Origin of the sequence: Neobacillus phoenicis (assembly GCF_047302305.1) — a bacterium.
Classification (GTDB): Bacteria; Bacillota; Bacilli; order Bacillales; family Cytobacillaceae; genus Neobacillus.
On sequence record NZ_CP154847.1, the window covers coordinates 3,195,485 to 3,221,430 of the forward strand.

The window sequence follows — 25,946 nt, forward strand, 5'->3', positions numbered from 1 at the left end:
TTCATTCTCCCCCAGCTACTTGAATATAGATATGTTCAAAAATGTTAATAAAGTTCTTAAAATCACAGTTAATCCTTCCCTCTGCAGTAAGTGTTTTATTTGCATAAACAAAATTACCTTCATGGGAAATTGTAGAACTATTATGTATTCGAACAACCTTAAAGTTTTCATGACCATCAAAATATTGTAAAATACTTTGTTCATCTGCGTAGCTAAAAGGGAAACAATAAATAGTTAAGCTGGGATTACCTAAAGCCCTTAATGTCATGGAACGTATATGCTCATCAGCAAAGGAAAAACCAAAACATATAAGAATACTATTTTTCCTCTCGAGTTCATTAGCGAAAAAACGTGATAAATCGTAGTATATATGTTCCATTAAAGTTCTTACAAATTTTTGCTTAGTAGGCAAGATTATAGGTACATTGGTGTTTTCTTTTAAAAACCCATTTGAATTAATATCGCTATTGTTAATAATAGGAATTGATAAATTATTTGTAATAATAATATTCTCTCTATCTAAGAACCAATTAACTGAACCATGTATCTTAACAATATTGAAAATAGGGGATTCATACTCATAAGAATAAGAGTCGCTCATAAGAGTAATTCTCTTCTGAAAATTTTTACTTTCAAAATACCGCTTAAGATTCCCGTTTCCACCATCATTGTAATTAAGTCTTAATTCTTCTAGTGCAGTTTTAAAAAACAAATCATAATTTGTTGTAAATATATTTATCTTTTTTGGAAGTTTATCTGAGGCTCTTAAAAGAATTAGATTATATATTAATTTTAGAAATTGTTTATATTCTCCTAAAGTTTCTCTAGTTTTTTCAAATTTAGACAAATTTTTTTGAAACAGTATTTTATTTGGTGTAACAGACTTTCTAATAAACTCATTTAACTTTTCTGAAATTCTATTTAATTTCTCTCGACTTGGCTCAGCTTGATAATCTCTAATAATCTCCGTAATTTCGATTTCAAAATTCCCTAAACCATTTATTGCTTTAATCGATGCACCAGCACCAACAAGAAAGCTTACATACATTACCGCTTTCAAAATACTTTTTTATATCATTTAACACTTTATTCAAATACGGACACTCCTTACTTCCAAATATCGACAATATAATAATATATAAAAAATAAGTTGAGTGTTTTATTTTTTGGCTCTTTTCGTAAAGAATGTTGCACTTGGACGTTTATGGGCTTTTGAACGATTTTTTAAAAAAATCAGCAAATTCATACCAAGACACAACTATTTTTTGGGGGATTGAAATGCGGATAGAAACTAATTTTCATAATATAGGAAAGAAAAGCGAAGATACAAATGATAATAAGTTTGACAAAGAGAGGCTATCAAAATTAACAATAGCACAAATATATGGTTAATTATTATTATAAAGCATAATATAAAAGACAAAAAATATTTAAGGATAGACCCAAGATTATAATGATAGATATGTGTATGTCTACTCGTTCTTCATTTTATTCATTACAGTATTGTGTGTATCTGCGCGAAACCAGTGTACAAAAAAACGAGGGAAGAGAACCCCCCCCCTTTTGCTGTATAATATATGGTTTTAAATGTTTAAGATATATCTGTTTGGTCTTCTGGATTGTCCAAAATACTAATGTTTTCTAAATACTTCCGATAATTCTTAACCAGTTTCTTCGTTAAGACTTGTCCCCCACTTACCGCTTGCAGCTTCAAATTATGAATGGTTGGAAACTTGGATGTAATATGTGTATTCGCTATAGGAGGAGCTACAACAATCCACTGGATATTGAGCAATTCCAATAGACTGAAGGTCGCTTCAATTAATTCTCTGGCAGACATGGTTCCAAATGGATTATCTGATACGATAAACAAGGAACTGTTATCCTCAACACGTTGTCTCATTAGCATGGAAAGAATCATGAAGTGAGCCAATAAGGTCTGCCCTCCGCTTTTGGTTGAGGAGCGTGTACTTCCAATATTAATGGTTTCCCAGTCCTTGTAGGTAAGAAACTTTTCCTCGCCTCGTAGTAATCCACCATCAATGTCCGGAATATGAATCATGAGTTTTGGAAACTCACCAAGTGCTTTTAGGGTTAATTTAGAGATATTAACTGTCTTCGCTACATCATGAACGGTCAAATCATTTACCCGCTCTTTGTATCGTTTCACATAGTGTTCAATCTCGTTGAGACAGAAGTCCTTCACCGATTGTTTAATGTCTTCGTGGTTAAACGGGAAAGGATAATTCTTATTGAACTTGGCTAAGCGTACCCGCTCCCCTTTCCAGTTAATAAGGGTCATTTTTCGAACCAGGTCTTGTAGACCATTGATGATGTCCATGATTCGTCTCGCTTGTCTATCACAATATAAGTCAATGGCTTTATCGGCTTTTTCTTTTTGCTCCAGTTCATCCTGTAAGTTATGCGTTGCCCAATCCAGATAATTATCTAAGGAATTGACAGCTTCTTCAAAGCTCATATCACGTATTACAGATAAGAAATGGACCAATTCTCGTTGATAATTGAGCGGAATATTTGTAAACGATTCAATTGTATCCTTTATTTGATTGATACGAGTACGCAGATGGTCTTGGTGAACGCGAAACCGGTTCGTTGCGGTGTTGTTTTCATGGGTCCACTTGGTGTAATAATCCATTGGATTGAGAACAATCGTGACTCGTTCTTCCTGAGTAAGCGTTTCGGGAACCAGGCTCTTCGTAGCAAGACCCATAGATTCCAACAAACGAGTCGTCGTATGGATATCATCAATGGAACGAGATAATTTCGTAATCTCTGACTTCGCTGCATTTGATTTTTGTTTGATTATATCCCGTTCCTTGCGGTAGGTAGCCCGCGCTTCTTGGCAGTCGGTAAGCTCCACATACTGAGCTCCTTGAGGATAGTCCTCGTCTATTTGGTCCTTCTTCCGCTGCAACCTCTTTTCTACCGATACCATTAGTTCTTGGTTGGCATTCATTCTTTCCAAAATAGAGGTGACTTGTTTTTCTGCCTCTTTCACTGATTGTGCTAATTGGCTCACGATACTCACTAGATGAACCTCATCTTCTGTCGGTGACTCCATCGTTTTCCACTCAACACCCGCCAATTGTTGCAGTGTTTGTTCCATATGTGTTATCTTTTCGTTTAAAACATCCACGCGGGCATTGATTTCAGCAACTCGGACGTTTTTGTTACTTAAGCTGTTTTGCAACTCTCTGTAAGTAGTTAATTGATGGAAATCCTCTTTAGCCAACGAGCGAGGGTACGAGTGAATACGTAAATCACCTTCCCCAATGGTTTGGTGTTCGTCCGCAACCGGCAATTGTATCTCTTCGAGCATTCCTTTTAACGAGACAAAATTCAAATTGGTATTTTTCCACCATTCCTGAAAGCTTGATTGGTTATTGGCATCTTGCGTCACGTAGGATTCTGTTTCCTTCTCCAATTCCCCAATAGTAAACAGTAATTGAGCTTCCAATGAAACCAATTCGGTTCTCAGTTTTTTATTTCCTTTATAGGTATCTTGCTCCTGTTTTAGTTGAAGAAGTTCTTCTTCCTTTTTTATCAGGTCTTGGATTAACTGGTTAAAGGATTCAATGTTCCTATCCGTTTGCACAAGAAGTTGTTGAATGCGTTGGAGCGTCTCCTTTCTCGTTGTTTGCGCTTCCTCTAAAGATTTCTTTTGTGATTGGAGACGCACGACTTCTTGCTCCCATTCCAAACGGATTTTTCCCTTTAGAAGAATATCTATTTCTCGTAATGCTTTTTCGGTCCTACCGATGGTTTTATTGATAAGCTCCATTTGAACTTCGGCATTATCTAACTGCGATTCTATCGAAGCTTTCCACTGTTCAAATTCATATTCATCCTCTACAAACAGAGAACTGCGGTCCTTCAATAAGTAGTTCATCTCGTCTTGTTTGCTTAGAAACGGGTTCGTTGTAATATGTTTATCTTTTTTGCTGGACTGTGTTTTATCTACCAGAACAACATGATTCCGTATCAATTCATCTTGGATGAAAGAGAAGTTAATCGATTCAAATGCATTTTCCAAAATGACAATGCTGTACCGTAAGGCTGGGTTTTTCTCTAGTTCCCGGCGGGCTTCTTCTTTAGACAATTGATGTAAATACTCGGTTCCATACATACACTCAATTTTTTTAGCATCCAATGCCTTTTTCACCTTTGATAAATCAGCATTGGGAATATAGGCATGTATCTTTTCCCCTTCCTCAATTAAAAGGGTATCTTCTTGCACGGTCCACATTTTTCTCATTTCAGCCTGATGTTCGTTGCGTTTATTCACTAGTAATTGAGATAATTGCTTCTTAATGTCATAGAATCCATCTCTATCTTGCTCTTGAGGTAAAGAGGTGCGTAATAGGTTAGACGCTTCCGCTATCCATTCTTTCTCAACCGCAGCCACCGCTGTTACTTGTTCTTGAGCTCGTTGAATTTCTTCGCCCAGCGTTTCTAAAAGTTGTTCCTGTTTCGCTATCTCTATTCGGGTCGATAACAACTCATCTGTTAACCGTTTTTGTTCTACTATCGCATCATTTCGGATTGTTTCGGTTTCACTGCGTTCCTTTTGTGTCTCCTCTATGGTTTCTGGGATATGATACGTCAGGTCCACTCCATACTGAGAGGATGCAGAGGCTAGTTTCGATTCAAACTGTTCCATCTCTTTCGTTAGGTCATGTATCCTCAGAACCATCTGTTGCTGTTTATCCCGCTCGATTTTCGTTTCATTCTTAAGCTCTTCAATCTTCTGTTCGTGAGCTTTACGAGAGCGATGATTTCGGTTGATTTCCTTTTCCCAATTTGCGTAAATGCGGGTCCAATTTTCCCGGAAGTATGCCACTATTTCTTGAATTCCTTGATTAGCCGTTTTAACATCTTCCGACTCAAGAAGCGACTGGAGACTTTTTTTAAGAGTATCGACTTCCTCTACTACACTTCCCCTTCTTCTTAATTCTAAATTAATGAGTGCTTGTTTATGTTCCTTATTTAAACGCTTTTCCGCAAACTCCGCTTTCTTTTGTTCTTCCTCCATCAGAAAATATTGACCATCTAATTCGTCCCGCTCCTGGTGAATTTCAATATAGTCCACATTCTGTAGCTTCCATTCGGCTATTTGTAAGTCAAACTGACGGCTTTCCTCTTCTTCTCTGAGTTTGACTACTTGCTGTTCCTTTGTTTCCACCATCGTGCTGAGAAGTTGATTCAATTCCTTCCCTTTGTTTTGCCACAGTTCATGGTTTTGCTTGAGCTCTTCTCCTTCTTTAAACCGGTCTTTTAACGGGTAAATGTGGTCATTGATTTGTTCTATGCTGTCCACCATCGCCATTAAATCAGGAAGCTCTTTCGCTATTTTCAGCGTATCCAAAAAGGAATGAGAGACGATGGAATACACGCCCTCTTTCCGGGAATCGATTCCTTCGATTTTATCATTTAACGCAGGAACAAGAAGATGGTAATACAACCCTTGGTTATCTGTCGCTCCCGTAAAAAACCTTTCCAGGCTCCCTTCGCCTACGTTGATATTCTTTAAGATGGTAACGGTATTCGCATCATACCCAAACTCTTCAATCTTCGAGAGATATTCTTCCCTTTGATACTTGGTATACACGCTAAAGTGCCCATCTGCCTTCAACATATTCTTCCATTCATCAAAAGGAAGAGCCTCTTTTTCTTGTTCGTTCCATAATGGGAAATCAAAAATATCCAAAGCTTCGTTCTGCCCGGGTTCACTAACATATGTAAAAAAATCCAATTCAATCGGCGAAGAGGATTCATTTTTCATTTCTCTAGTAGACAGACGCGGTATAACAGTAATCCCTAAAATGACACGTTTATCAAGAGAAAGATACCAATCTTGAACAATATGAAAGGTATATTGAATCGGTTGTTCATCAGCATTAAAAAAGAAGTGAGCAACTTGATTCGAATCTCCTTTCCAAGAAGTGAGCGGGTCTAAAGTTTGAAACAAACATTGAAAGTAAACCCCTTTTCCCCCACCGTTTCGAAGGATATTCGCTCCGTGTCCAGGCAAAGAATCTGGAATGGTATAGTCAAACTGCATATCTTCCGTTTCAATACGTGCAGCATCGTAACGGAGTCCGACGATTCTCATTTTCGCAAGTCTTGCTTCCATTACGCCCCCACCTCTCCAGATTCTTTGGTATCTTGGAATAGCACTTGTATTAATTCGTAGCGGTCTTGGTATCGGTCCATATTGCCAAACCTTGCTTTCAACCGTTCAAAAAAAACAGGTGTTGGCGTGGCACGCGAAGTTGTTGCAGTGCGCTCGATGTACACCATTCTATCTTTTTCTAGTTCTTTTACCGCACAATCAATAACCCCCAATCGAGAGTCTTTAACGTACTGAATTCTTCCATTTTCAACCTTGCTATAACGGAGAATCTTCCATTTGTTATACATGTCTTTAACAGCAAGGGACCATTCTTTCGAGAATTGACCATCTGATGCTTTGTCTTTCTCATACCATTGTTCTAAGTTTTTACTTACTAGGTCCTCAATTTCTGCATACGATAACCCTTCATTCTCCCATTTGATTTTAGAAGTATCGATGTCGTTATCTGCCTCTGCACAAAGGACCATCCATACTACTCCTAATAAATACAGGTCGATACGATTTTGGTAGGTTTTCACTGTCTTCTTTAGTTCACTTATAGGGTTAGTCAAGATGGAATCGTGAGGTTGGACCAATAAGTGAAGGTTTGAGCCTTGTTTGGCAACTCGCAACCCAAATGAATCTGCGTATCTCCTGATACAATTTCTAACTTCCTGTTCTGATAAGTAAGGGCTTACCAATGGATGGTCAAGTGGAAGAAACTTCTTTGCCCATAAGGTTGCCATTAGGTCAGATGATGCTGTTTGGATTTGTGCATGATTCATAATCATTATGCTCCTTTAAGGTTAATAGAAAGGTGGATACGTCCACTTTATTTCGTAATATAATAGAGTGCTCTGATGGTAAACTATCAATCGCTTTTCCTCTTAATGATTCAAATTCCTCGGGATAGGCTTCGAGTAGGCGAGCCAGTAACATCGCCTTTTCATCACTGTCACTCTGTAAGTTTTCCTCGTTGATTACGAACGGCTCCTCTACTGAGTCAAAAGCAACCCAGTAATCAAATGCCTCTCGATTTTGAACCCATCGAGCGAGTGAGAATTCATCTATACTTTGTAGATGTTTTAACGATACTCGACCTTTATCACGAAGTTCTTCAAATATCGGTTTCCATAAAGATAGAATAGAATCCCAATCCGGTTCCACGGGTTTTAATGGACTCCCATTTTTCTTGTCGATGTTGCCAAATGATTGGTGATTCGATAGTTCCATTTGATCTTCTATTCCCCATTCCAATGGGAGAATACTTGGTTTAATCGGAGAAAATAGAGATTCCACCAATGTAATCATGTCCTCGGGATGGGCAAAGCCCACAGCTTGGGCTTTATCTTCCCAAATATTTTTGCGAAAGGATGTCATGTTGGTCAGCCACATACTGCGAAAGGTACTGGTACGTATCTGTAACTCTAATCGAATGTTCTCAATGACCAATTTGGCTAACTTATCATGGTTAATTCGAGTTTTTGAGATACGCTTCGTTAATTGCAAATAGGTATCTTGATGTTCTGGAGATACGGATATTTTCCGGATAATTCGCTCTAGTTTTTCATACTTCTTAGCTTCATCATCAAATTGCAATTCCACATCTTTTAGGTGCTTCCCCCACCGGTTCTTGTGTAGATAGATGGTATTTTTGGGATTCCGGATGAGTTCGTCCTTATGAATTTTTTCTTCCTTGTAAAGGGTGATGAGCCGGTGATTCAAGGAATCAAGCATTCGTAAGGCAACCTTTAGTTCTCCTTTTTCAATCAACAATTCCACTAAGAGCTGCTGAATCGATATAGGAAGTTGTTGCTGAATTTCGTTGGTATTCAAAAACAATGCTTGTGCCACTTCAGATAATTTATAAACGATTGTTCCTTCTTCAAAATCGGTGGCATCTCTGTCCATTTCTAAGTATTGGAACTGGAAGAGTTCCCACTGCATAGTCTTCTCATTAAAAAAATGCTCTTGGAAAGAGAAGATGTGTTTGGTACTCTCGGTGTTAACCAATAACGCGTCGACTACTTTTTCCGCTTCTTGATAATCACACTCCAGTCTCATGGCATCTGCCATTTGGACAACCGAATGAATTAAATCCTCTCTGGTGCGGTTTACATCGTCTAACAACTCTTGATAAAACAGTTTGGCTAAGAGTCCGAATGATAAAGGGCGAGCATACGGCTCAATACCAGGACTAAACTTGGCACCCGTTCCAAGCAGCCAAATAGGAATGAGTGTTTTGAGCCGTTGTCCCATATCTTCCATTGCTAACCTCAATGCCTTTTCCATCAATCAAACCCTCCTTTATTAAAGATGGTTTCGAGATTCAGACACTCTTGCGGAATTCGTTTTTGCTCCTGCCACAGCCTCTGAATCCCTTCAAACGTTTGGGGGTACTCTTTAAATTCCTGTTGAAGCATCATCAGGTGCCGGTCTACCACTCTTTGATTTTTGTGAATAGGCGCAGCAAACTCCTCAATAAACGAAATCATAAAGGAGTAAAATGCATGAGCCATTGATATATTCCATTCTTTGTACCTCTGTTTTAGTCCGAGATAAATATTATAGCCCTCATAGTCCAAGTCACCTGTATACCGTATGGTCAGTTCCTTGGGGTTAGGGTTAAGTTCATAAAGGTAATCAAGTGTATCGGAAATGCGATATCCCTCTCCCCACACGACATAATGAGGGATAGGACCAAAATTCCACGGAAGACCATTTATCAAAATCCATTTGAGGGTTTCGAACGTAGATAACCCTTCAATCACCAACACCTCTTGTTGGTGCTGTTCAGGACATTGTTTGTTTTCCCAGTAGTGGAATGGTTCCCTCACTACTCGATAGCTCAAATCTTCAGGGGTGAGATTCAACCTCGACAATAGGCGCTGACCATATGAGGATGCCAATAACTTTTCCGGTTCAATTTCATCTGGCAGCTGCATGTTTTTGAATAACATTAAAGACCGCTCCTCTCTTGTGATAATGCTACGAGTTTCATTGGAGGATAAAAATTGATAAAGAGCCGATATCTTCTCCCATTCATCCACCGTTTGATATTTTTTGTGCCGTAAATAAAAATTAATATCTAGAAACGTTAACACCTTTCCGATGTCTACCTTACTCCATTCGTTCTCTGTGTATCTTGGCAGCAGCCAATACGTTTGATGCAGGGAAGGTTTTTTCCAGTTCGCCGTCGGCTTCGATAATTCTTGAAGTATACGCTGTGCTCTCAGTTCCTGCACTTCGTCGTAAAACCGTTTGTACCCGCCCGCTCTCTCGTATTGTTCGATTGAACCTAGTATATTCACGACATCTCTTTCTAGCTTTTCGATTTTCAATAGTTTTCTTGACGAGCCTTGTTTTTCTTGATACCGGTCTACTACTTCTAGGATGATTTCTCTCATTAACAACCACTTCTGTTCCAATTATTTTAGGGTATTATTGCGTGTATACCACGCCTCTTGTCTTACTAATCAATATGGACTAAAGCTATTATTTTTAAACTCATTTGGGACTGATTTGTCTTGCAGGAAAATAGGACTAGAGAATGGCTCATCCGAGTGATGTGGCAAAGTTCTATATGGTGATATACTTATGGTTTCAACTACTCTGATGATGATTTAAAATGAATTGGAACCAAGAGATTAAATGATAGTAAATCAAACAGTACCTGGATTGAATCTATAGAATCACAAGCTAGGATACCTACTCGCGGTGTTTAAGTTGCGGTATTCCTTCGTGAGGTGAATGGCACGAACTATTTTTTTGCCTAGTACAAGTTACACATTAGAAGGAGATTAATATGACTACAGTAAAATTAATCAGATATGAAGTGGTTAATGATATCAATCCCAAGCTAAATTGTGGATTGTTTGTTTTTCTTTTGAAATGTTAGATACCAAACATTATCCGAAGATGAGATTAAACTCTATAACCATTTAATGAGTCAGCTGACGGAGCCGGATATCTAAATGGATATTCCTTGTGCATTCTACTTCACCGAAGAAGGTTATATGAAGTTTTCCTATCTGGTACAAGTGATTGAAAAAGCACTACTCCCCGTTTTCGAAATCAAAGAGAGTTACTTAGTATTGGATGAGAAGGACAATCGCATCGTGTATCAAGATGCTATGCAGGTAGCTGTAAGGTGCAACGGGTAAAGGAAATAAAAAATGAGGGAATTCAGTTAATAAAATAATAAGGCTCTTTTCGAAAAGATTATTGCTATTTGCTATAATAAATCTTAGTAGAATTATAGGGGGGGCAAATAGATGGATAAAAACAGAAATAAACATATTTGGATTGAAGCTGAAGAATGGGCAGAAGGTGAATGGAATGTCGAGGATACCAATCTCGATGTAATCGTAACCTTTTCTGACCGCTCTATATGGATTGCAAGTTTTTTTACCTATAAAAACATTCAAATGATTATTTAAATTATGCTTATAGTTTTCTCAAAGTCAATCCCAGCTACTAAAAGGGTTAAAAATCGGAAAATCGGTCTACAGAAAAAAAAACGTTAGTACAATCTAACGGTTTAGTTAAATATTCATGATTTAAAAATCTAGAAAAAGTAGCAAACTTCATTTAGTAACTTACTTAAACACGCTTTTTAATGGGCTAAATGTATTGTGTTGACGCTTTATGTCTATGTTGGTCATTTGAATATATTTACGAGTCATACTCATGTCTGAATACCCAAGTATTTTTTGTAAACTGAAGGGGTCACCTCCGTTCAAAATATAGAGTAAAGCCTTAAAACATGTGGTCGAACAGCTTTTTTTATCCCAGTAAGCTTAGCCACTTCATGAAGTCTAGTTCTCCAAGTATTAGAAACCATTTCCCTACCGTCGTAAATCAAGAAAAGGAGGTCTTCTCCAAAATCCTCTGATTCAATAAAATACTCCTTGAGAAGCTTCATGGTCTTACTCGAAAGAGGAACTTCACGTGCTTTCCTTGTTTTGGTATTCATAGCTTCTAACTTAATTACCCCAGCTTTGAAATCAACGTTACTCCGCTTCATTGCTAATAGTTCAGATATACGAACCATTGAATCAAGAAGAACCATGACCATAACTTTATCTCTAAACCCAACAAAAGTAGATTCATCAAAAGCGTTTAATAAAGTCTTTATTTCAGATACTGTTAAAGCTTCAATTGTGTCTTCTGCTGTTTTCATTGGTTTGAACCGTTCGTGAATTGGAGTATCAATAAGATTATCCAGATAACACCATCGAACGAATGCCCTCATTGTTCTTACACGAATGTTTACGGCAGTTGGTTGAAGACCCTTTTCATTCAACATGAAATCAGCCCAACCAAGAAACACATCAAGTGTCATTTGCTCCCCTAATAAGTCCTGTTCTAGATAATCCAGTAACCACTGAAAGTGAATCCTATACTCCTCAATTGTACGAGGTGCTAAACCCTCAGACTGTTTAAACCACATAAAACGCTCAAACATCTCACACATTGTAAAGCTTTCAGTGACCTCGCACACAGTGTCGTTCAAAATGAACAAAAGACTGTGTAGGTGAGAAATTATGTAAATGATTGAAAATCTTATTTGGCGGGACTGCGTGGGAATCGAACCCACCAGACCTGGCACGCAGGTCTCAAGCAGTTTTGAAGACTGTGGAGGACACCAGTACCCCATTCAGCCCCATAGATGTTAGCGTTAAATCAACGTTTCTAGCATGTTCCTCGCCAGTCTTAATGCGAAGTTCTCGCCAGTCTCACTCTTAACTACCACGGTCTTATTATGGATGAAGTATTCACTTTTTTCAAGTGAAATAATGTGTCAAAATTAAGAAAATCGCTATCAGAATTAACTTCTAGCGACTAAAACTGGATTTGTTTTATTCAATTATTTTCTTTAATTTTCACCACAGCATCTTCACCGTATTTAGTAGGTACGATTTCATTTAGATAGCATCTTAAAATTAATGCCCTGATAGCTTCATTGATTTCGCTGTCAGTAATTGCATCTTCATTTTTTACTTCAATGACTTGATTTGTGATTTCCTGTAGAATCTGAAATTCATTTTCATCTAATTCTAAAGTGAGTTTTTTCATGGTTGATTCCCTCCCTATCAATTCGCTTTCTATAGTATGTGTAGTAATTTCAACTAAGCCTTCAGCTTATTTTTGTTAGCTTGATTTCACTTCAATAACGGAAAGCCTTCTGATTTCAGACATAAAAAAAACAGCCTATTACAGCTGGTTCATTTTAAGCCAAAACAAATGTACTAAGATAAACAGTAATACACCAATCTTCATACCAGTAGATACACCTAAGCTATGAATCAATTCGCCCGTTATCCCCCCTACGCAGATAAAAGGCATGTACCGTCCTCTATAAATCTTCCTTAGCATCCCGATTCCCCCTTTTATCCTTTATTCTAAAGGTATAGTAATTATCAGACAATAGGCTTAATTTTTTTATAGCGAAAAATTTTTCACCAGTCTTTTTGATAAGCCAACCCCCACGGCACCCCCGCCTATACCATCCCCAAAACTTCTTTCATTCTTTTGTTTATTAATAATCAATCACTACATAAAAAAATAAACCAGCCTTTAAGCTAGTTTATTTCCGTTTCATATTCCTTGATAATTTTATAAAAGGTATTCTTTTTAAGTCCTAATAATCCCATAAATTCCACGGCTGTAATCTCTTTATTTATCCACCTTTTATAGTTCCGTATTAGTGTATCCTTTGTTTCCTTACTTAGTGTTTGTAAATTAAGTTGTGGACGTCCTAGATGCTTCCCTTTAGCTTTAGCTACAGCTATCCCTTCAGACTGTCGCTGTCTGATATTATCACGTTCCCTATCAGCTACAAAGGATAGTACCTGTAGCACTAAGTCCGATACGAATGTACCCAGCTTATCTTTATGATTCGTGGTATCCAGTAAAGGCATATCTAACACTTTAATATCAGCTTTAATATCTTGGGTGATACTTTCCCATTCTTTCTTTATATCCTGTGAGTTCCTACCGAATCTATCAATTGACTTAATATACAGTAAGTCCCCTTCACGCAAACACTGTTTTAGGGCTTGGTATTGGCTTCTGTTGAAGTCTTTACCGCTTTCCCTATCAATGAATATATCCCTCTCATTAATGCCTAATTTCAGCATTTCATGAAGCTGTCTGTCGATGTTCTGTTCCTTGCTGGATACACGTATGTAAGCGAATGTCTTATTACTCATATTATCAACCCCAAACAATAGATTAATTGATTTAATCATACACCCAATGTTCGTAAAGGTAAACTGAATTTTATAAACGTTTATAAATATATTTTAGGTTTTTTATAAACACTAACTGAAGCATCTTTACATTGTCCTTAAAAGTATACCTTAATAAACATATTTTTGAATCCAGTAAAGAAGTTGGTGGATTCGTATCTCATTCATGTATGCCCACCCCTTACAGCTTAAAACCTTCACTGATAACGATTATCAATTAGAAGATATTTGAAATCATGCCCTGTACGTGGCTACTTTGGGTATAGCTGTACTTACATTTATTTACTGCTGTATAGATAAATCCTCTAGTAATCTGATAGAATGGTATCGGGAGGGGGTGGATAATAATGGTCCTAATTACATTTCTTGATGGACAATCAATAGTGATTAACGAAGATACGATTTTAAATGGATATAAAGCTACTGCTGGGGATTCAAAGACAGAGTACTATCTCGAAAATCTCTATAGCAATTCTATTAACGGAAGATTAAGTTTTAATGGAGAACCATCCAGTTTATCTACTGCTATTCCTATGGTTGGGATAGCTGGATTTATCGGAACAGTTGATTATTTTTCTATTGGACGTGACACTGAAAATAATGTGTTATACAAAGCAACATCAGTAAAATCGATTCAAAATATGTAAAAAAAAAGACGTAGTGGCATATAGCTACTACGTTTTCTATCTATGCTTTTATTGATTCTTTCACTATTTTTGATGAAAGTCGTTCGAGAAGTGCAGCAGTTTCTTTTTTCTTTCTATCACTTTCTTCTCTTTCGATTTTTTCATCTAAGATAAATTCTATTCCAACCTTCACGATTGGAAAAATCTCCATACATGTTTCTTCAGGAAGTTCGTGAATACCTTTACTTAAAATACCATATATTTTCCTGTTTTCTACTAAGTAATCAGGTAAATAATCTTTAAGTTTTACGATTTTTTCATCCATTCGATTTGGAAAATTTTCTTCATTCCAATTTGCTTCAAGCTTAGCTTTAATGTGGGCTTCTTCTATTAGTTCTTCAAATATCCTACGTAAATACACCAATGAACCAGCCCCAACCCCGTGTGAGTGCAGACCGATACCTTTATTAAAATCAGTGTATTTTTTCCCGAGAATCTTACGATACTTTTTTGATTTATTTACGTTTAAATCAGCTAGTGAAGGGAACTGACCAAACTTAATTATATGATTGTCCTTTATTAAACAAGAAAAGATTAAGGTATGAGTTTCATTCATCGCACAAGTAAAGGTCTTTTCCACCTTCGGATACTTACTAATCAACTTATTATATTCAGATTGGTCAATCGCATCCATTATTTCATTTATTTCTTCATAACTGGGATAAGAATTTTGTCCTTCAGTTGTTACACTTCCTGGTGAAAACGAACGTTGTATTATTGGTGGATTGGTAGGGCTACCTACTTGTTTTTTTATTGGTTTTGTACTGAATATTCGATTAGCATTACAATCACAACAATAAGCTTCAATCTTATATTGTCCCTCTAAAAAAAGTTGCAATTCCTGTAAATCAGCTTTAGAAATACTTAACCCTACACCATAAAGTCCTTCATTTACTAGATAATCAGAAATCCGTTGTGACAATTAAACAGCCCCCTTTTCTATATAAAATCATATATTCGACAAGTATCGATTATATCCTCTATACATGAAAGAGTTTTATGTATATACCAGTTTTTTAAGTGACCCACCGAATCGCCAATGGCGATCGGTTTGGGGAACTGTTATCTATAGACACAAAAAAAATTCCCACCAGCTGAAATTAATCAACCAGTGGGGAATCGTGTATTAAGTATCTAAGTAAAGAAATTTAACCAAGCATGGTAAAGAATTTTAACCAGCCATACCAGTAAACTATAACCAATAAAACTATAATAATAATAATAATAATAATAATAATAGCTGATGAAACAGTTACATTTATCCTTTATTAGCTTTATCTCCTAGCCTTCGGCTAATCCTTCACTTCGTTCAGGATAAACTTTATTTAACTATATCTATACTATCTATCACTGTTACAGTGTTAGTAACAGATATTTATTAGTGTTATTTAATTTAGAATCATGAACGGAGTGAATGATTCACGAGAAGCTTTAGCTTCGAGTTAGTAACGCTTATTAACTGAATACTAAACGAAGTATCTAAGATACTACAGTAGTATTAGTAACAGTTATCTTATCTTTATCTTTCTGTATATATAGGCGGTTGAACCCCCCTAAGTTCTACAGAAGAAATGTTAAGTTTTTGAAAACGGTTATGAAAACAAGTCATATCAACGTTTGTAGATAATATCTACTAGCCTAGAGAAGGCATTTTTTGTAGAACCAAATTCGGCATTTTACCCCTATTTCAGCTAACCCCCTACTTGTCCTGTATACGGTACTGCCTTGTCCCTATTTTGATACAACCCTTGTCCTAAATTTAATATAAGCTATCCCTTCTATAATTGTGACACCTTTATGACAACTGATAAAACGTGTAGTATTTACACCCCTTTAACTACCTATAAGAGTGGAACTAGCTGTAGGATATTTGTTTTTACCCTTTCTGTTTTATCCTTCAGCTACTTCCAACATGTTAAAGACTTACTTTATATACCCTTCCAACAATTGAAAAGACGAAAGTCATGCCTTATAGGTATGGCTTCTTTTTTCGTATCTATTTTTAAGGACGTGACCCTATTGAAATATGAAAAGCATGAAGTACTGAAGATGCTGGACAGTGATACTATTTCTGCCCTTCTAAAGATATACGGCTTAACCTATCAGCACCTAGCCTTACCTTTACGATGCACTAGACAGAATGTCCTGTACCTACTTAAAAGTGGGAACATGAAGGATTATCAGAAGGCTATTATCTTAGATATTTTTACTAGCTATGGCATGGAAACAGCGGAACTGATGCTGATACATCAAATGACTTCTAAAGCAAAGAAACTGAAAGGACGTGGTATCAATGAATGAGATTAACTCTATCTGTCAGGAACTTATCGACTACAGCAAAGAATGGTATCAGGAAGAAATCACTAAAGAGGAATTGAATATAAAGCTGGAATTACTTATCAACCGTATTGAAAGGATAGAAATCAATTACCGTCAGCCGTTAGATTTGGCATCAGATAAGGCTAAGGATTCCTTAAACAGCCTATTATCTAAGACAAGATACAAGGCTATTATTGGCATCAATAATCTGATAGCTACGACAAACAAGAAAGCTTACACATCTAAGGTTAATTTCCTTCTGAAGAATAAGCTTTACTACGGTAGCCTACAGCGTACTATGAAAAATAACATTCAAGGTTACATCCACCGCAACCAGTTACATTACTGGAATCCTAACGTGGAAATTTTTAAGTTAAGGGGAAATGAAAATGAGTAACAGCGGAATCAATCAAGAAAGGCTTCAATACCTACAGAACTACTTCAGCAATCAATTAATTAAAGTAGAATTGCCTGTTTACAAGTCAGTAACCGCTAAAGGTACGGTACACTACTACTTCAATGAATCACGCTATGGATACAAGTTTAACAATGGAATAGCATGGGTTAAGCCTGAAGATGTCCACAAGTTTAGATATGAAAATAGTCCATTTATCATTCATGAAAATAAGGGGGAAAAGTAAGATGACAGTTAGACACCAAGTAGAATCATTCATAGAGGAATATAACAATAAGCTATCGGATCTTTACGGGAGATTACAGGATACTACAGAGAGAATTGAATACTTACAGCTAGAGGTTAAGATGCTTCAAGAGGTAGAAATACCTGAAGCTTCCGCTTCCGCTGTATTAAACGGTACTGATGAATCCCACGTTAATAAGCTGAAGAAACAGCATCAGAAGTACAACGATGAATTAGAAATGAAAAAAGAGGTCTTGCTAGTCATTAACCATGCTATTAAACAGCATCAGATTAAAGCTGGTGAAAAGCTGGTGGAACTGGATAGGCTGTACAGACAAGAAAAGTCTATTCAGGAAAAGAAGCACTACAGTAAGATGATGTACTATAAGAAACAGTTTATTGATTCGATGATAGAAGAAGGCGAAAAGCTGAAAGAATTAACTAGCCTTGATTATAAGATACAGGAAATCTTAGTACAGGCTGGTAGAAAGAATGGTGTTTTTGTGGATTCTAACGTAAAATCTACAGCTACTAATACTAATGATGGTCGTACTTATCTTCCGTTATCATTAACTGAATGTCAGCGTTTCGTCAGTGGGAACTATACAGAGTCGGATTACAAGTATTTAAAACCATTTAACAGCCTGAAGGACTTAGGATGATGCTGTATACTGTAGCCCTTCTTATAGCCTGTTACCTAGTCGTTAGGCATGAACTTAATGTACTTGTACGGAATCCAATTAAGAATCCTTTTGATAACTAAATACGTGTCTGCGAGAAGCCCTGTAGCGAAATTAGATTAGTAATGATGTACTATCATTCATCTGATTCACTATAGGGCTTTATTTTTTTCTATTTATAATCAACTGAAGAAAAAGGTAAAACCGCCCTGAAGCTGAAGGACGGTCTGAAATTTCATTTCCCAAATATGCTATTTATAGGTGAAAATGAGTTATGTTGTCTCCTTACGTCAGTGTTAGTCATCTGAATATATTTACGTGTCATACTTATATCACTATGCCCTAAAATCTTTTGAAGGCTGAAAGGGTCGCCACCATTCATAATATAGAATAATGCCCCTGTATGTCGAAATGTATGTGGTGAAACACGCTTGTTAGTAATTCCGGCTTCCCTACCAAAATCCCTCAAATTTATTCTAACTGTTGCATGATTCATTAGATGCCCATCATAAGTAAGGAACAAATAATCATCATAAAAATCTTCTGTTTCCTTCATATATTCTTTCAGTAACTTGGAGGTTTTAGTTGAAATTGGAACTTCCCTCGCTTTTCTTGTTTTCGTACCCATTGCTTCAAGCTTAATAATTCCGTTTTTTATATCTACATTACTACGCTTCATAGCTACCAATTCAGATATCCTAACCATAGTATCAAGTAGGACAAATACAATGACTTTATCACGGAATCCTGTATACATTTCGTCATCTATTACAGCCAATAATCTTTTGATTTCTTCAGGTGTAAATGATTCCAACGTATCTTCAGGTGCTTTCACTGGTTTGAAATTTTCATGTATAGGAGTATCAATATATCCTTCTGTATAACAGAATCGGATAAATGCACGCATAGTTCTAATTCTAATATTTACTGTCATCGGTGCCAGTTCTTTTTCATGAAGCATATAACCTATATACCCACGGAAATCTTCTAAGGTAACATTTTCACTCGTCATATCTTCACCAAGAAATTCTTTTAAATATTCAAAGTGGATATAATATTCATTAATTGTTCTAAGTGCAAGTGCTTCAGTTTTCTTAAAGGTCATGAACTTTCCAAACATTTCATCCAGTGTTAGTTCATCTAAAACCCTTTTTGTACTTTTTCCGTTACCTTGACCACGTTTATATTTACGAACTGTTTTCTGCATAAAAATAGCCCCCTACAAATATTTATAGGCGGTTAAAAGTGATTTTCCTCAACAGTCTCACTAAACAGTCTGCAACAGTTTAGGCAATAAATACAATTTAGACCGAGGAGGACATTTGATATATTAAACGCTAAAACCCTTGATATTACTGATTCCTACACGGTCTAAAACAGCGGAATCGAACAAGCAGTTTTGAAGACTGTGGAGGACACCAGTATCCCATTCAGCCCCGTGGAATGCAGTAATATCAAAGGGCCTTGGACAGTCTCTTGAACGTTTTTTGGACTGTTTTCCCTCAACCTCTACAGCCTCCATGTTAGATTAAATATTAACTTTTTTCAATTAAAAATATTGTCCATTTTGGAGTAAAGCGGAATCCAACCACAAAAAAAATTTAACAAGTTTTTTCCTTGGTCATACAATATAACCTTCCATTTCGAACTTGATTAATTTTGCTCGAATTGGCACGAACTGATTAACAACAAATCCGGTCAAACCTTTGATATAAAGCCATTTCTTCAAATGGTTTAAAATGGATTGTAATTTCAACTTGGCATGGACTTGGCACGGTGTTGGCACGAAATTTTATTTACATTCATAAATTGATGCGGTTTTCCTCCACAGTCTAGGTGAACCTTACCAAGGTAAGTGAGTTCTTACTAATAATGAAACAGCATCTTTCCAAACTGAATGGAGAGATGCTGTATTTGTTAGATAAACATTTGTTGCATGAAAGCATGTTTTTGGTTTTGTAGTTGTTCCAATTTCTTATTTTCATTTAATATTTTCAGATCCAGTAAATCTAAAAATTCTGCTATTTTCATTTGTTCCTCAATTGAAGGTATATTAAACCTTAAAGTAGAGAAATCCTTATAACTAATAGCTTTTCCATCTCTAATACCGTATGTTGTTGAGCTTAATCGTGAAATGAAATTTTCAGTTTTAAATAGCTTGGCAAAGTACAAATCATAAACCAATTCGCTTTTACTTTTGAATACAGTGTATGCAGGACTAACAAGACCTTGAAGGTTAGAAAATTCTATTCCACCTTGAAAAGAACGTAAGCTAATAATAAAATCGTTTTTTTCTACAAGCTTGTATGACTTTAAATTATCTTCATTAAATGCCATATGCCTTTCTAAACTATCTCTTAAAACCATTCCGTTATCTTGTGTAGCAGAAAGTACTGGATAATCCCCATTATGATTTTTATTCGACACAGATTCAAATAAACTTTCTGCCTTAACATTCTTTAGCCACTTTGGAAAGGCAGAACCATTGGGATCTTTAAAGCGTAATTCTTGATTAAAAATCCTCTGAATATACCCTTTTTTCTGTTCCTTCAGTACGCCAATCTTTTCTTGTTGAAGTTGGATTTTTGAATCCATTTTATTAAAAAATTCACCAATTTTTATCTGTTCTAATGTTGAGGGTATATACTTAATAATATTTTCTATGGTATTTTTTGATAGGCTAGGAACACCTGTGGATTCATCGTGTTTTTTCCAATTAATATTATCGAATAGAACATATATAAATTCTAAATCATTATTATCTTTGGGAGTACAATAAAAAAGAGTATCTACAGTCCAAAATGGTGCTTTTAATTTTTGAGGCTTATCAATAGAGCCTTTTCTTCCAATACCGACAGCATCCTCTTCTGAAAGGCTACTATCTACACTAGTCATATATCCACCTGTACCATATACAGGAATGTCACCTATTCCTAAATGTTTGTAATCTTTACCAGAGTTCACTTTTAAAACTTGTTTTAGATCTTTAGCTTTCCATTCGTCCTTAAATTCGTTAAACCTTAATTTAGGTGCATTCATCAAATTAATTACACCCCCAACTCTTTAAAGTACTTCACTAAATCACTATCCACTTTTGTGATTTCCTCATCTATTTCTTTCAGACGTTGTGCAACTGCTTTCAGGTCAATCGGTTCTTCTTCTTCAAATGTATCGACGTAGCGAGGGATGTTTAAGTTATAGTCGTTCTCTTTGATTTCATCTAGTGAAGCTGCGTATGAATACTTATCGATTGATTCTCGACTTAAGAATGTAGCAATGATTTTTTCAACATGTTCATCTGATAAATGATTTTGGTTCTTCCCTTTTTCATATTCATTGGATGCATCAATGAATAATACATCCTCATCATGCTTACGACATTTTTTGAATACTAGAATACACGTTGGAATGCTCGTACCGTAGAAAATATTTGCTGGTAACCCGATTACTGTATCTAAATAATTTTTCTCTTCAATTAAATACTTACGAATCGCTTCTTCTGCTGCGCCACGGAATAGTACACCGTGTGGTAGTACAACTGCCATTGTGCCATTATCATCTAATTGATGAATAAAGTGTTGTATAAAGGCAAAGTCTGCTTTTGACTTTGGAGCTAGCTTAGCATAAGCACTAAAGCGTTCATCTTCTTTGAATTTGTCATCTGCGCTCCATTTTGCCGAGTATGGAGGATTGGCAACGATCGCTTCGAAGCGTTGGTCAATATGTTGCGGTTCTTCTAATGTATCCGCATTTTGAATATCGAAACGTTGGTATGGGACATCATGTAATAGCATATTCATACGAGCTAGGTTGTAGGTTGTTGATACTTTTTCTTGTCCGTAATATTTGTATACTTTCGCTTCTTTACCTACACGAAGGAGCAAGGAACCTGAACCACAAGCCCCGTCATATACATCTCGAATTTCTGATTTACCAGCAGTCACAATCTTCGCTAAGATTTTAGATACCTGTTGTGGTGTATAAAACTCACCAGCTTTTTTCCCTGCATTTGCTGCAAATTGAGAAATCATGTATTCGTATGCATCACCTAAAACATCAATTTCTACATCATCTTGTAAAAATGGAATGCTCGCAATGTTGACAATGACTTTACTGATTAAACTTGTACGATCCTTCACTGTACGTCCTAAGCGAGAAGAAGTTAAATCCATATCGTCGAATAGATTTTGGAAATCGTCTTGGCTTTCAGTACCTAAAGTAGATGTTTCAATTGCTTTTACACCGTTTTGTAGCATCTCTACATCAAAGCTACCCTTTGCCCCTTTTTCGATTTCTTCAAGGAAACGTGAGAACAGGAATTGTGGCTCTACTACATAACCTAACTCATCAATAAGATACTCAGCTAAGTCCTCACGGTACTCTTCACTTTCCCACGCTTTTGCATAAGAAATGTTATCTTCCTTTAGCAATTCGTTTGAACGGGCTTCTACTTTTTCTGATAAGTAACGGTAGAAGATTAACCCTAAAATATAGTCCTTAAATTCGCTGGCATCCATTTGACCTCGTAAGTCATTTGCCATTGCCCATAATTTTTTATGCAAGTCAGCTTGTTGCTGCCGTTGCTTTTCACTCGTTGTCATTGTTAATTCCTCCTAAAGTAGATTATTCGTTTTAGGTAATACTTTGAATCAGCTGTTGCTGAATATATAGCTGTTGTAATTCAGTTTTTTCAGCCATCAATAATTCTTTTCTCCTTTTGAGCTGAGCGACTTTACCAATAATGATTTGCTTTTGAATAGGTGGTAAGTCAATTTCTAATTCCCTTAAATGGGACAGCTTCAATAATGAAATGACCGTTCCCTCGCTTAACACAGACAATTGCTTTTGAATCGATGGATGTTCATTAAAGTACCATTCAAAAAAGGCTGCATCTACATCACTTGTTAATTCGACTTTTATAAAATTATTTGTTAATAATAATCCGCTATATTTCTCAGGTAACAGAGCGATTTTTTGCGTATGCATGTGTAGAATAAGACTGACAGTATCAGTTAACAGTTGTGGTGCCAATTTTTCCTTCGGTACAGTAATTTCCACATTTTTTTCATTTGAAATTCGATAAGCTAAGCCCAGTGTTTCGTTAAATTCCTTTAACGATAGTGGTTTGACTTTTGATGTCTCAATGTCGTCAGAAAAAGCTTCCAACCGATTTGCAAAAGCACCTTGTGTAAATTGCGCAATTTGATATAGTTTCACAACACTCCTCCTTTGATATTTTTTAATATATCAACATCAATAAATTTAATATACATGATATTTTTTAAAATATCAATGTTTTTCTATTAAATTTTTGATATTTTTTAAAATAACAAGAAAGAGCGCTAATTTAGCGCCCTCTCATTTATTAAATGGGGTATGTTGTAACTACGCACCGTATTTTTCGGTAAAGTCACGAATGAAAGAAGTAATAGCTTTGATTGCTTTATTCTTTTTCAAGAATGAACCTGATAAAGAATCCATAATCGTATTTTTTTCAATTAAACTGGAATACTCATATGTTGATACTTGTTCACGTAATACACTATCTTCAATATTTACTTCTTTCGCAAAAGTTGAGAGTTCTTGTTCACTCATTTCTTCTTCGTAACGATTGTATGCATCCATCACAGATTCATTGGGTGCTAACGTTGGTGCGACCTTATCTAAGAAACCTTTTATCAATTCAGTTTTTAGACGTAACTTCGGATCAGATGCATGGTCTAATTCTTGTTTGATAAAACGAATCTCTTTGTCACGTTCTTTTTCGTTTTCTGTGTTAAGGCTCGCAATTAGATTCAAAATGTAGCTGACATTAATCTTGTCTGTATACATTAGCTCTAACTCAAAGTCGATGTCATGTAAAATCGATTCTTTTGGCACTTCGCTACGCTTAAAATCTTCGTAAACCTTGAAATATTTGCTCTTGTAATCTTCATATGATTGTTGGGAAATCGTTAGCTCTGATTCATCAAACTCAAAATCAGAAAATGACTGTAAACGTTGGAGGAATTTCGTCACATTTTTAAATGCAATGATAAATTGCCGCTTTTCTTCCTCTCTTTCTAGCCCGTCTACTTCTTCAGGAATGACTGCAACATTTCGTAAATTTTTCACAGCTTCCTTGAACGCTTTTAAATATTCATCGTAGCTACCCATTAGAACGGTATCTACGTTGTCTGTTCTAGAAAATAACTTAATTGCCTCATCTGTTTTTTCTTTTAAATTTCGATAGCAAACAATATTTCCATATGGCTTAGTCGATTTCTCTACACGATTTGTACGGCTATATGCTTGCAACAAATCATGATATACCATGTTCTTATCTACATAGAGTGTATTAAGTGGCTTGCTATCAAATCCGGTTAAGAACATCTTTACGACAAGTAATATATCTATTTGAGCATTTTTCACCTTTTTTGATACATCAGAAAAGTAACGATCCCATGTTTCTGTGGAGAAGTCTGTATCGTACATTTGGTTATAATCTGAAATCATGCGGTCTAAAGCTTCACGAGAATGTTCACCAGTCCCATCGCTTTCCTCGTTTTGCCCATATGAAAAAATTCCTGCAATCTTTAGATCATGATTCTTAGATTTGAAAATATCGTAATACTTAATTAATGTTGGAATTGAATCAACTGTAAACATAGCACAATAGCCTTTGCTTTTCGAACGTCGTTGATGATTATCAATTATATGGTCAGCTACTAAGTTTAAACGTCGTTCATCATGCCACACTTCATCTGTATCAATCGCTTGTACTTTTGTTTTATCCGTTTCATCAATATTGGCATTAAAAGTGCGAATATATTCAACTGAAAACCCAAGTACGTTCCCGTCACGGATCGCATCTTTAATAAGGTAATAATGCAAGCATTTTTCAAATAGGTCAGCAGTTGTACGACCATCTTGACTTTTATTCTCGACAAAACGAGGTGTTCCCGTAAATCCAAAGTATTGAGCATTCTGGAAGTGACGATCAATCTCTTTTCGCATATCACCAAATTGGCTGCGATGACATTCATCAATAATGAAAACGACTTTTTCTTGTTTGAATGGTTCCATGATCTTAACGTACTTTGAATTTTTGATAGCATTGTTCATTTTTTGAATAGTTGTCACTATGAATCGTTTCATTGGATTCTGTATTTGCTCAATAAGGATTTCTGTTTTGTCTGTGCGGTCAACCGCTCCCTTCTGGAACTTGTTGAACTCAGAAATGGTTTGACTGTCTAGGTCTTGGCGATCGACAAGGAAAAATACTTTTTTGATGTTTTCCTCATCAGCTAAAATTTGCCCAGCCTTGAAGGAAGTCAGTGTTTTACCAGACCCGGTTGTATGCCAGATGTAGCCGTTGTTATTCGTTTCGGTTGCACGCTTTACAAGTGCTTCAACTGCATAAATTTGATAAGGACGCATGACCATTAATGCTTTATCGGTATCATTAATGACCATATAACGACTAATCATCTTCGCAAGATGGCATGGATTTAAGAATGTACTACTGAAACTTTGTAAGTTTGTAATCAGTTCATTTTTTTCATCTGACCAAAAGAATGTAAATCCAAATTGAATGTCATAATCAGAATTCGAAAAATACTTTGTATCGACACCATTACTTATAATAAAAATTTGTAGAAAACGATATAAACCAGGAAATGTATGACGACGATAGCGCTGGATTTGGTTAAACGCTTCTTTAAAGTCTAGGCCTCGTCTTTTTAATTCTATTTGAACGAGTGGTAACCCATTTATTAAAATAGTGACGTCATAACGATTTGTGTACTTACCAGTCACAGTGGTTTGTGTTGTAACCTGAAAAAGATTCTTACACCAATCTTTTGTGTTTAGCAATTCTACATATAATTGAGTACCATCTTCACGTTCAATTAATAATTTATCACGTAGGATTTTGGCAGAATCATAAATGCTTTTTCCTTCGATTAAAGTAAGAATTCTCTTAAATTCTATATCAGATAATGGTTGTCCATTTAGTTTATGTTCATTGAATAAGTTAAGCTGCTGCTTAAAATTAGCTAATAAGGCATCATAGTCAGAAATCTTGACCCCTTTATAGCCTTGATTTACAAGTTGTTTAAGTAAATTTTTTTCAAGTTCTGCTTCAGGTTGGTATCCCATGGTGATAACCTCCTTAATACCATCATCCTTTATTATACAAAAATATATATGTTTTGGTTTCGTGCTAGTAGTAATTTCTCTAAGTTGTTTCCTTAA

Annotated in this window: 22 protein-coding genes and 1 tRNA gene; 7 read left to right on the forward strand and 16 right to left on the reverse strand. The window is 36.0% G+C overall.

Annotated elements, in window-relative coordinates:
- Window position 1: 1 nt before the first annotated feature.
- The 5 genes from AA0X95_RS16555 to AA0X95_RS16575 all read right to left on the reverse strand — a co-directional run bounded on the left by AA0X95_RS16555 (window position 2) and on the right by AA0X95_RS16575 (window position 9,540).
- Window positions 2-1,060: an SIR2 family protein gene (locus AA0X95_RS16555; RefSeq protein WP_413299686.1), complete on the reverse strand. Its 1,059-nt coding sequence runs from the start codon at window positions 1,058-1,060 to the stop codon at window positions 2-4.
- 531 nt (window positions 1,061-1,591) lie between these two features.
- Window positions 1,592-6,154, reverse strand: a complete 4,563-nt coding sequence (locus AA0X95_RS16560) for a hypothetical protein (RefSeq protein WP_413299688.1) — start codon at window positions 6,152-6,154, stop codon at window positions 1,592-1,594.
- Window positions 6,154-6,918, reverse strand: coding sequence for a DUF6063 family protein (locus tag AA0X95_RS16565; protein WP_413299690.1), 765 nt, complete (start codon window positions 6,916-6,918; stop codon window positions 6,154-6,156). Before AA0X95_RS16565 ends, AA0X95_RS16560 begins: the two co-directional genes overlap by 1 nt.
- Entirely contained in the window at window positions 6,884-8,425 is a 1,542-nt protein-coding gene (locus AA0X95_RS16570) for a hypothetical protein (RefSeq protein WP_413299692.1), read from the reverse strand. Before AA0X95_RS16570 ends, AA0X95_RS16565 begins: the two co-directional genes overlap by 35 nt.
- Window positions 8,425-9,540, reverse strand: a complete 1,116-nt coding sequence (locus AA0X95_RS16575; RefSeq protein ID WP_413299694.1) for a hypothetical protein — start codon at window positions 9,538-9,540, stop codon at window positions 8,425-8,427. The genes AA0X95_RS16570 and AA0X95_RS16575 overlap by 1 nt, the downstream gene beginning before the upstream one ends.
- Window positions 9,541-10,149: 609 nt before the next feature.
- Between AA0X95_RS16575 and AA0X95_RS16580 the strand changes: the two genes are divergently transcribed.
- Together AA0X95_RS16580 and AA0X95_RS16585 are read left to right on the forward strand one after the other, a co-directional pair.
- A complete protein-coding gene (locus tag AA0X95_RS16580; protein ID WP_413299696.1) occupies window positions 10,150-10,296 on the forward strand; it encodes a hypothetical protein in 147 nt (48 codons plus the stop codon).
- 111 nt (window positions 10,297-10,407) lie between these two features.
- Window positions 10,408-10,572 (forward strand): hypothetical protein, encoded by a 165-nt coding sequence (locus AA0X95_RS16585; RefSeq protein WP_413299698.1) that lies wholly within the window; start codon window positions 10,408-10,410, stop codon window positions 10,570-10,572.
- Window positions 10,573-10,871: 299 nt separating this feature from the next.
- Here AA0X95_RS16585 and AA0X95_RS16590 read toward each other — a convergent pair whose 3' ends face one another.
- From AA0X95_RS16590 to AA0X95_RS16610, 5 genes are all read right to left on the reverse strand, one after another.
- The gene (locus tag AA0X95_RS16590; RefSeq protein ID WP_413299700.1) at window positions 10,872-11,609 is read right to left on the reverse strand and encodes a tyrosine-type recombinase/integrase; all 738 of its coding nucleotides are present in this window, start codon (window positions 11,607-11,609) and stop codon (window positions 10,872-10,874) included.
- Window positions 11,610-11,703: 94 nt separating this feature from the next.
- Window positions 11,704-11,800, reverse strand: a tRNA-Sec gene (locus AA0X95_RS16595).
- 198 nt (window positions 11,801-11,998) lie between these two features.
- Entirely contained in the window at window positions 11,999-12,211 is a 213-nt protein-coding gene (locus AA0X95_RS16600; RefSeq protein WP_413299702.1) for a hypothetical protein, read from the reverse strand.
- Between the two features lie 138 nt (window positions 12,212-12,349).
- Window positions 12,350-12,511, reverse strand: coding sequence for a hypothetical protein (locus tag AA0X95_RS16605; protein WP_413299704.1), 162 nt, complete (start codon window positions 12,509-12,511; stop codon window positions 12,350-12,352).
- Window positions 12,512-12,717: 206 nt separating this feature from the next.
- Window positions 12,718-13,347, reverse strand: a complete 630-nt coding sequence (locus AA0X95_RS16610; protein WP_413299706.1) for a recombinase family protein — start codon at window positions 13,345-13,347, stop codon at window positions 12,718-12,720.
- Between the two features lie 386 nt (window positions 13,348-13,733).
- Between AA0X95_RS16610 and AA0X95_RS16615 the strand changes: the two genes are divergently transcribed.
- A complete protein-coding gene (locus AA0X95_RS16615) occupies window positions 13,734-14,033 on the forward strand; it encodes a hypothetical protein (protein ID WP_413299708.1) in 300 nt (99 codons plus the stop codon).
- Between the two features lie 40 nt (window positions 14,034-14,073).
- On the opposite strand, the gene AA0X95_RS16620 is transcribed toward AA0X95_RS16615, so the two are convergent.
- Entirely contained in the window at window positions 14,074-14,994 is a 921-nt protein-coding gene (locus AA0X95_RS16620; RefSeq protein ID WP_413299710.1) for a hypothetical protein, read from the reverse strand.
- Window positions 14,995-16,091: 1,097 nt separating this feature from the next.
- Between AA0X95_RS16620 and AA0X95_RS16625 the strand changes: the two genes are divergently transcribed.
- Genes AA0X95_RS16625 through AA0X95_RS16640 form a run of 4 tightly spaced genes read left to right on the forward strand, consistent with a single transcriptional unit; the run spans window position 16,092 to window position 17,693 of the window.
- Window positions 16,092-16,373 (forward strand): hypothetical protein, encoded by a 282-nt coding sequence (locus AA0X95_RS16625; protein ID WP_413299712.1) that lies wholly within the window; start codon window positions 16,092-16,094, stop codon window positions 16,371-16,373.
- Entirely contained in the window at window positions 16,366-16,788 is a 423-nt protein-coding gene (locus AA0X95_RS16630) for a hypothetical protein (protein WP_413299714.1), read from the forward strand. Before AA0X95_RS16625 ends, AA0X95_RS16630 begins: the two co-directional genes overlap by 8 nt.
- Entirely contained in the window at window positions 16,781-17,032 is a 252-nt protein-coding gene (locus AA0X95_RS16635; RefSeq protein WP_413299716.1) for a hypothetical protein, read from the forward strand. Before AA0X95_RS16630 ends, AA0X95_RS16635 begins: the two co-directional genes overlap by 8 nt.
- A 1-nt stretch (window position 17,033) precedes the next feature.
- Window positions 17,034-17,693, forward strand: coding sequence for a hypothetical protein (locus AA0X95_RS16640; RefSeq protein WP_413299718.1), 660 nt, complete (start codon window positions 17,034-17,036; stop codon window positions 17,691-17,693).
- 253 nt (window positions 17,694-17,946) lie between these two features.
- Here AA0X95_RS16640 and AA0X95_RS16645 read toward each other — a convergent pair whose 3' ends face one another.
- The 5 genes from AA0X95_RS16645 to AA0X95_RS16665 all read right to left on the reverse strand — a co-directional run bounded on the left by AA0X95_RS16645 (window position 17,947) and on the right by AA0X95_RS16665 (window position 25,850).
- On the reverse strand, window positions 17,947-18,918 hold the full coding sequence (locus AA0X95_RS16645) for a tyrosine-type recombinase/integrase (RefSeq protein WP_413299720.1): 972 nt from the start codon (window positions 18,916-18,918) through the stop codon (window positions 17,947-17,949).
- Between the two features lie 710 nt (window positions 18,919-19,628).
- Entirely contained in the window at window positions 19,629-20,750 is a 1,122-nt protein-coding gene (locus tag AA0X95_RS16650) for a restriction endonuclease subunit S (RefSeq protein ID WP_413310080.1), read from the reverse strand.
- Window positions 20,751-20,758: 8 nt separating this feature from the next.
- Window positions 20,759-22,312: a type I restriction-modification system subunit M gene (locus AA0X95_RS16655; RefSeq protein ID WP_413299722.1), complete on the reverse strand. Its 1,554-nt coding sequence runs from the start codon at window positions 22,310-22,312 to the stop codon at window positions 20,759-20,761.
- Between the two features lie 31 nt (window positions 22,313-22,343).
- Complete coding sequence (locus AA0X95_RS16660) at window positions 22,344-22,928, reverse strand: restriction endonuclease subunit S (protein ID WP_413299724.1); 585 nt, start codon at window positions 22,926-22,928, stop codon at window positions 22,344-22,346.
- A 168-nt stretch (window positions 22,929-23,096) separates the two neighbouring features.
- Window positions 23,097-25,850: a type I restriction endonuclease subunit R gene (locus AA0X95_RS16665; protein ID WP_413299726.1), complete on the reverse strand. Its 2,754-nt coding sequence runs from the start codon at window positions 25,848-25,850 to the stop codon at window positions 23,097-23,099.
- Window positions 25,851-25,946 lie beyond the last annotated feature (96 nt).

What these genes read in the sequence shown, in the direction of transcription:
- AA0X95_RS16560 (WP_413299688.1), bottom strand. Translation starts at nt 6,154, where the DNA reads ATGGAAGCAAGACTTGCGAAAATGAGAATCGTCGGACTCCGTTACGAT.
- AA0X95_RS16565 (WP_413299690.1), bottom strand. Translation starts at nt 6,918, where the DNA reads ATGAATCATGCACAAATCCAAACAGCATCATCTGACCTAATGGCAACC.
- AA0X95_RS16570 (WP_413299692.1), bottom strand. Translation starts at nt 8,425, where the DNA reads ATGGAAAAGGCATTGAGGTTAGCAATGGAAGATATGGGACAACGGCTC.
- AA0X95_RS16575 (WP_413299694.1), bottom strand. Translation starts at nt 9,540, where the DNA reads ATGAGAGAAATCATCCTAGAAGTAGTAGACCGGTATCAAGAAAAACAA.
- AA0X95_RS16580 (WP_413299696.1), top strand. Translation starts at nt 10,150, where the DNA reads ATGAAGTTTTCCTATCTGGTACAAGTGATTGAAAAAGCACTACTCCCC.
- AA0X95_RS16585 (WP_413299698.1), top strand. Translation starts at nt 10,408, where the DNA reads ATGGATAAAAACAGAAATAAACATATTTGGATTGAAGCTGAAGAATGG.
- AA0X95_RS16590 (WP_413299700.1), bottom strand. Translation starts at nt 11,609, where the DNA reads ATGTGTGAGATGTTTGAGCGTTTTATGTGGTTTAAACAGTCTGAGGGT.
- AA0X95_RS16600 (WP_413299702.1), bottom strand. Translation starts at nt 12,211, where the DNA reads ATGAAAAAACTCACTTTAGAATTAGATGAAAATGAATTTCAGATTCTA.
- AA0X95_RS16605 (WP_413299704.1), bottom strand. Translation starts at nt 12,511, where the DNA reads ATGCTAAGGAAGATTTATAGAGGACGGTACATGCCTTTTATCTGCGTA.
- AA0X95_RS16610 (WP_413299706.1), bottom strand. Translation starts at nt 13,347, where the DNA reads ATGAGTAATAAGACATTCGCTTACATACGTGTATCCAGCAAGGAACAG.
- AA0X95_RS16615 (WP_413299708.1), top strand. Translation starts at nt 13,734, where the DNA reads ATGGTCCTAATTACATTTCTTGATGGACAATCAATAGTGATTAACGAA.
- AA0X95_RS16630 (WP_413299714.1), top strand. Translation starts at nt 16,366, where the DNA reads ATGAATGAGATTAACTCTATCTGTCAGGAACTTATCGACTACAGCAAA.
- AA0X95_RS16635 (WP_413299716.1), top strand. Translation starts at nt 16,781, where the DNA reads ATGAGTAACAGCGGAATCAATCAAGAAAGGCTTCAATACCTACAGAAC.
- AA0X95_RS16640 (WP_413299718.1), top strand. Translation starts at nt 17,034, where the DNA reads ATGACAGTTAGACACCAAGTAGAATCATTCATAGAGGAATATAACAAT.
- AA0X95_RS16645 (WP_413299720.1), bottom strand. Translation starts at nt 18,918, where the DNA reads ATGCAGAAAACAGTTCGTAAATATAAACGTGGTCAAGGTAACGGAAAA.
- AA0X95_RS16650 (WP_413310080.1), bottom strand. Translation starts at nt 20,750, where the DNA reads ATGAATGCACCTAAATTAAGGTTTAACGAATTTAAGGACGAATGGAAA.
- AA0X95_RS16655 (WP_413299722.1), bottom strand. Translation starts at nt 22,312, where the DNA reads ATGACAACGAGTGAAAAGCAACGGCAGCAACAAGCTGACTTGCATAAA.
- AA0X95_RS16665 (WP_413299726.1), bottom strand. Translation starts at nt 25,850, where the DNA reads ATGGGATACCAACCTGAAGCAGAACTTGAAAAAAATTTACTTAAACAA.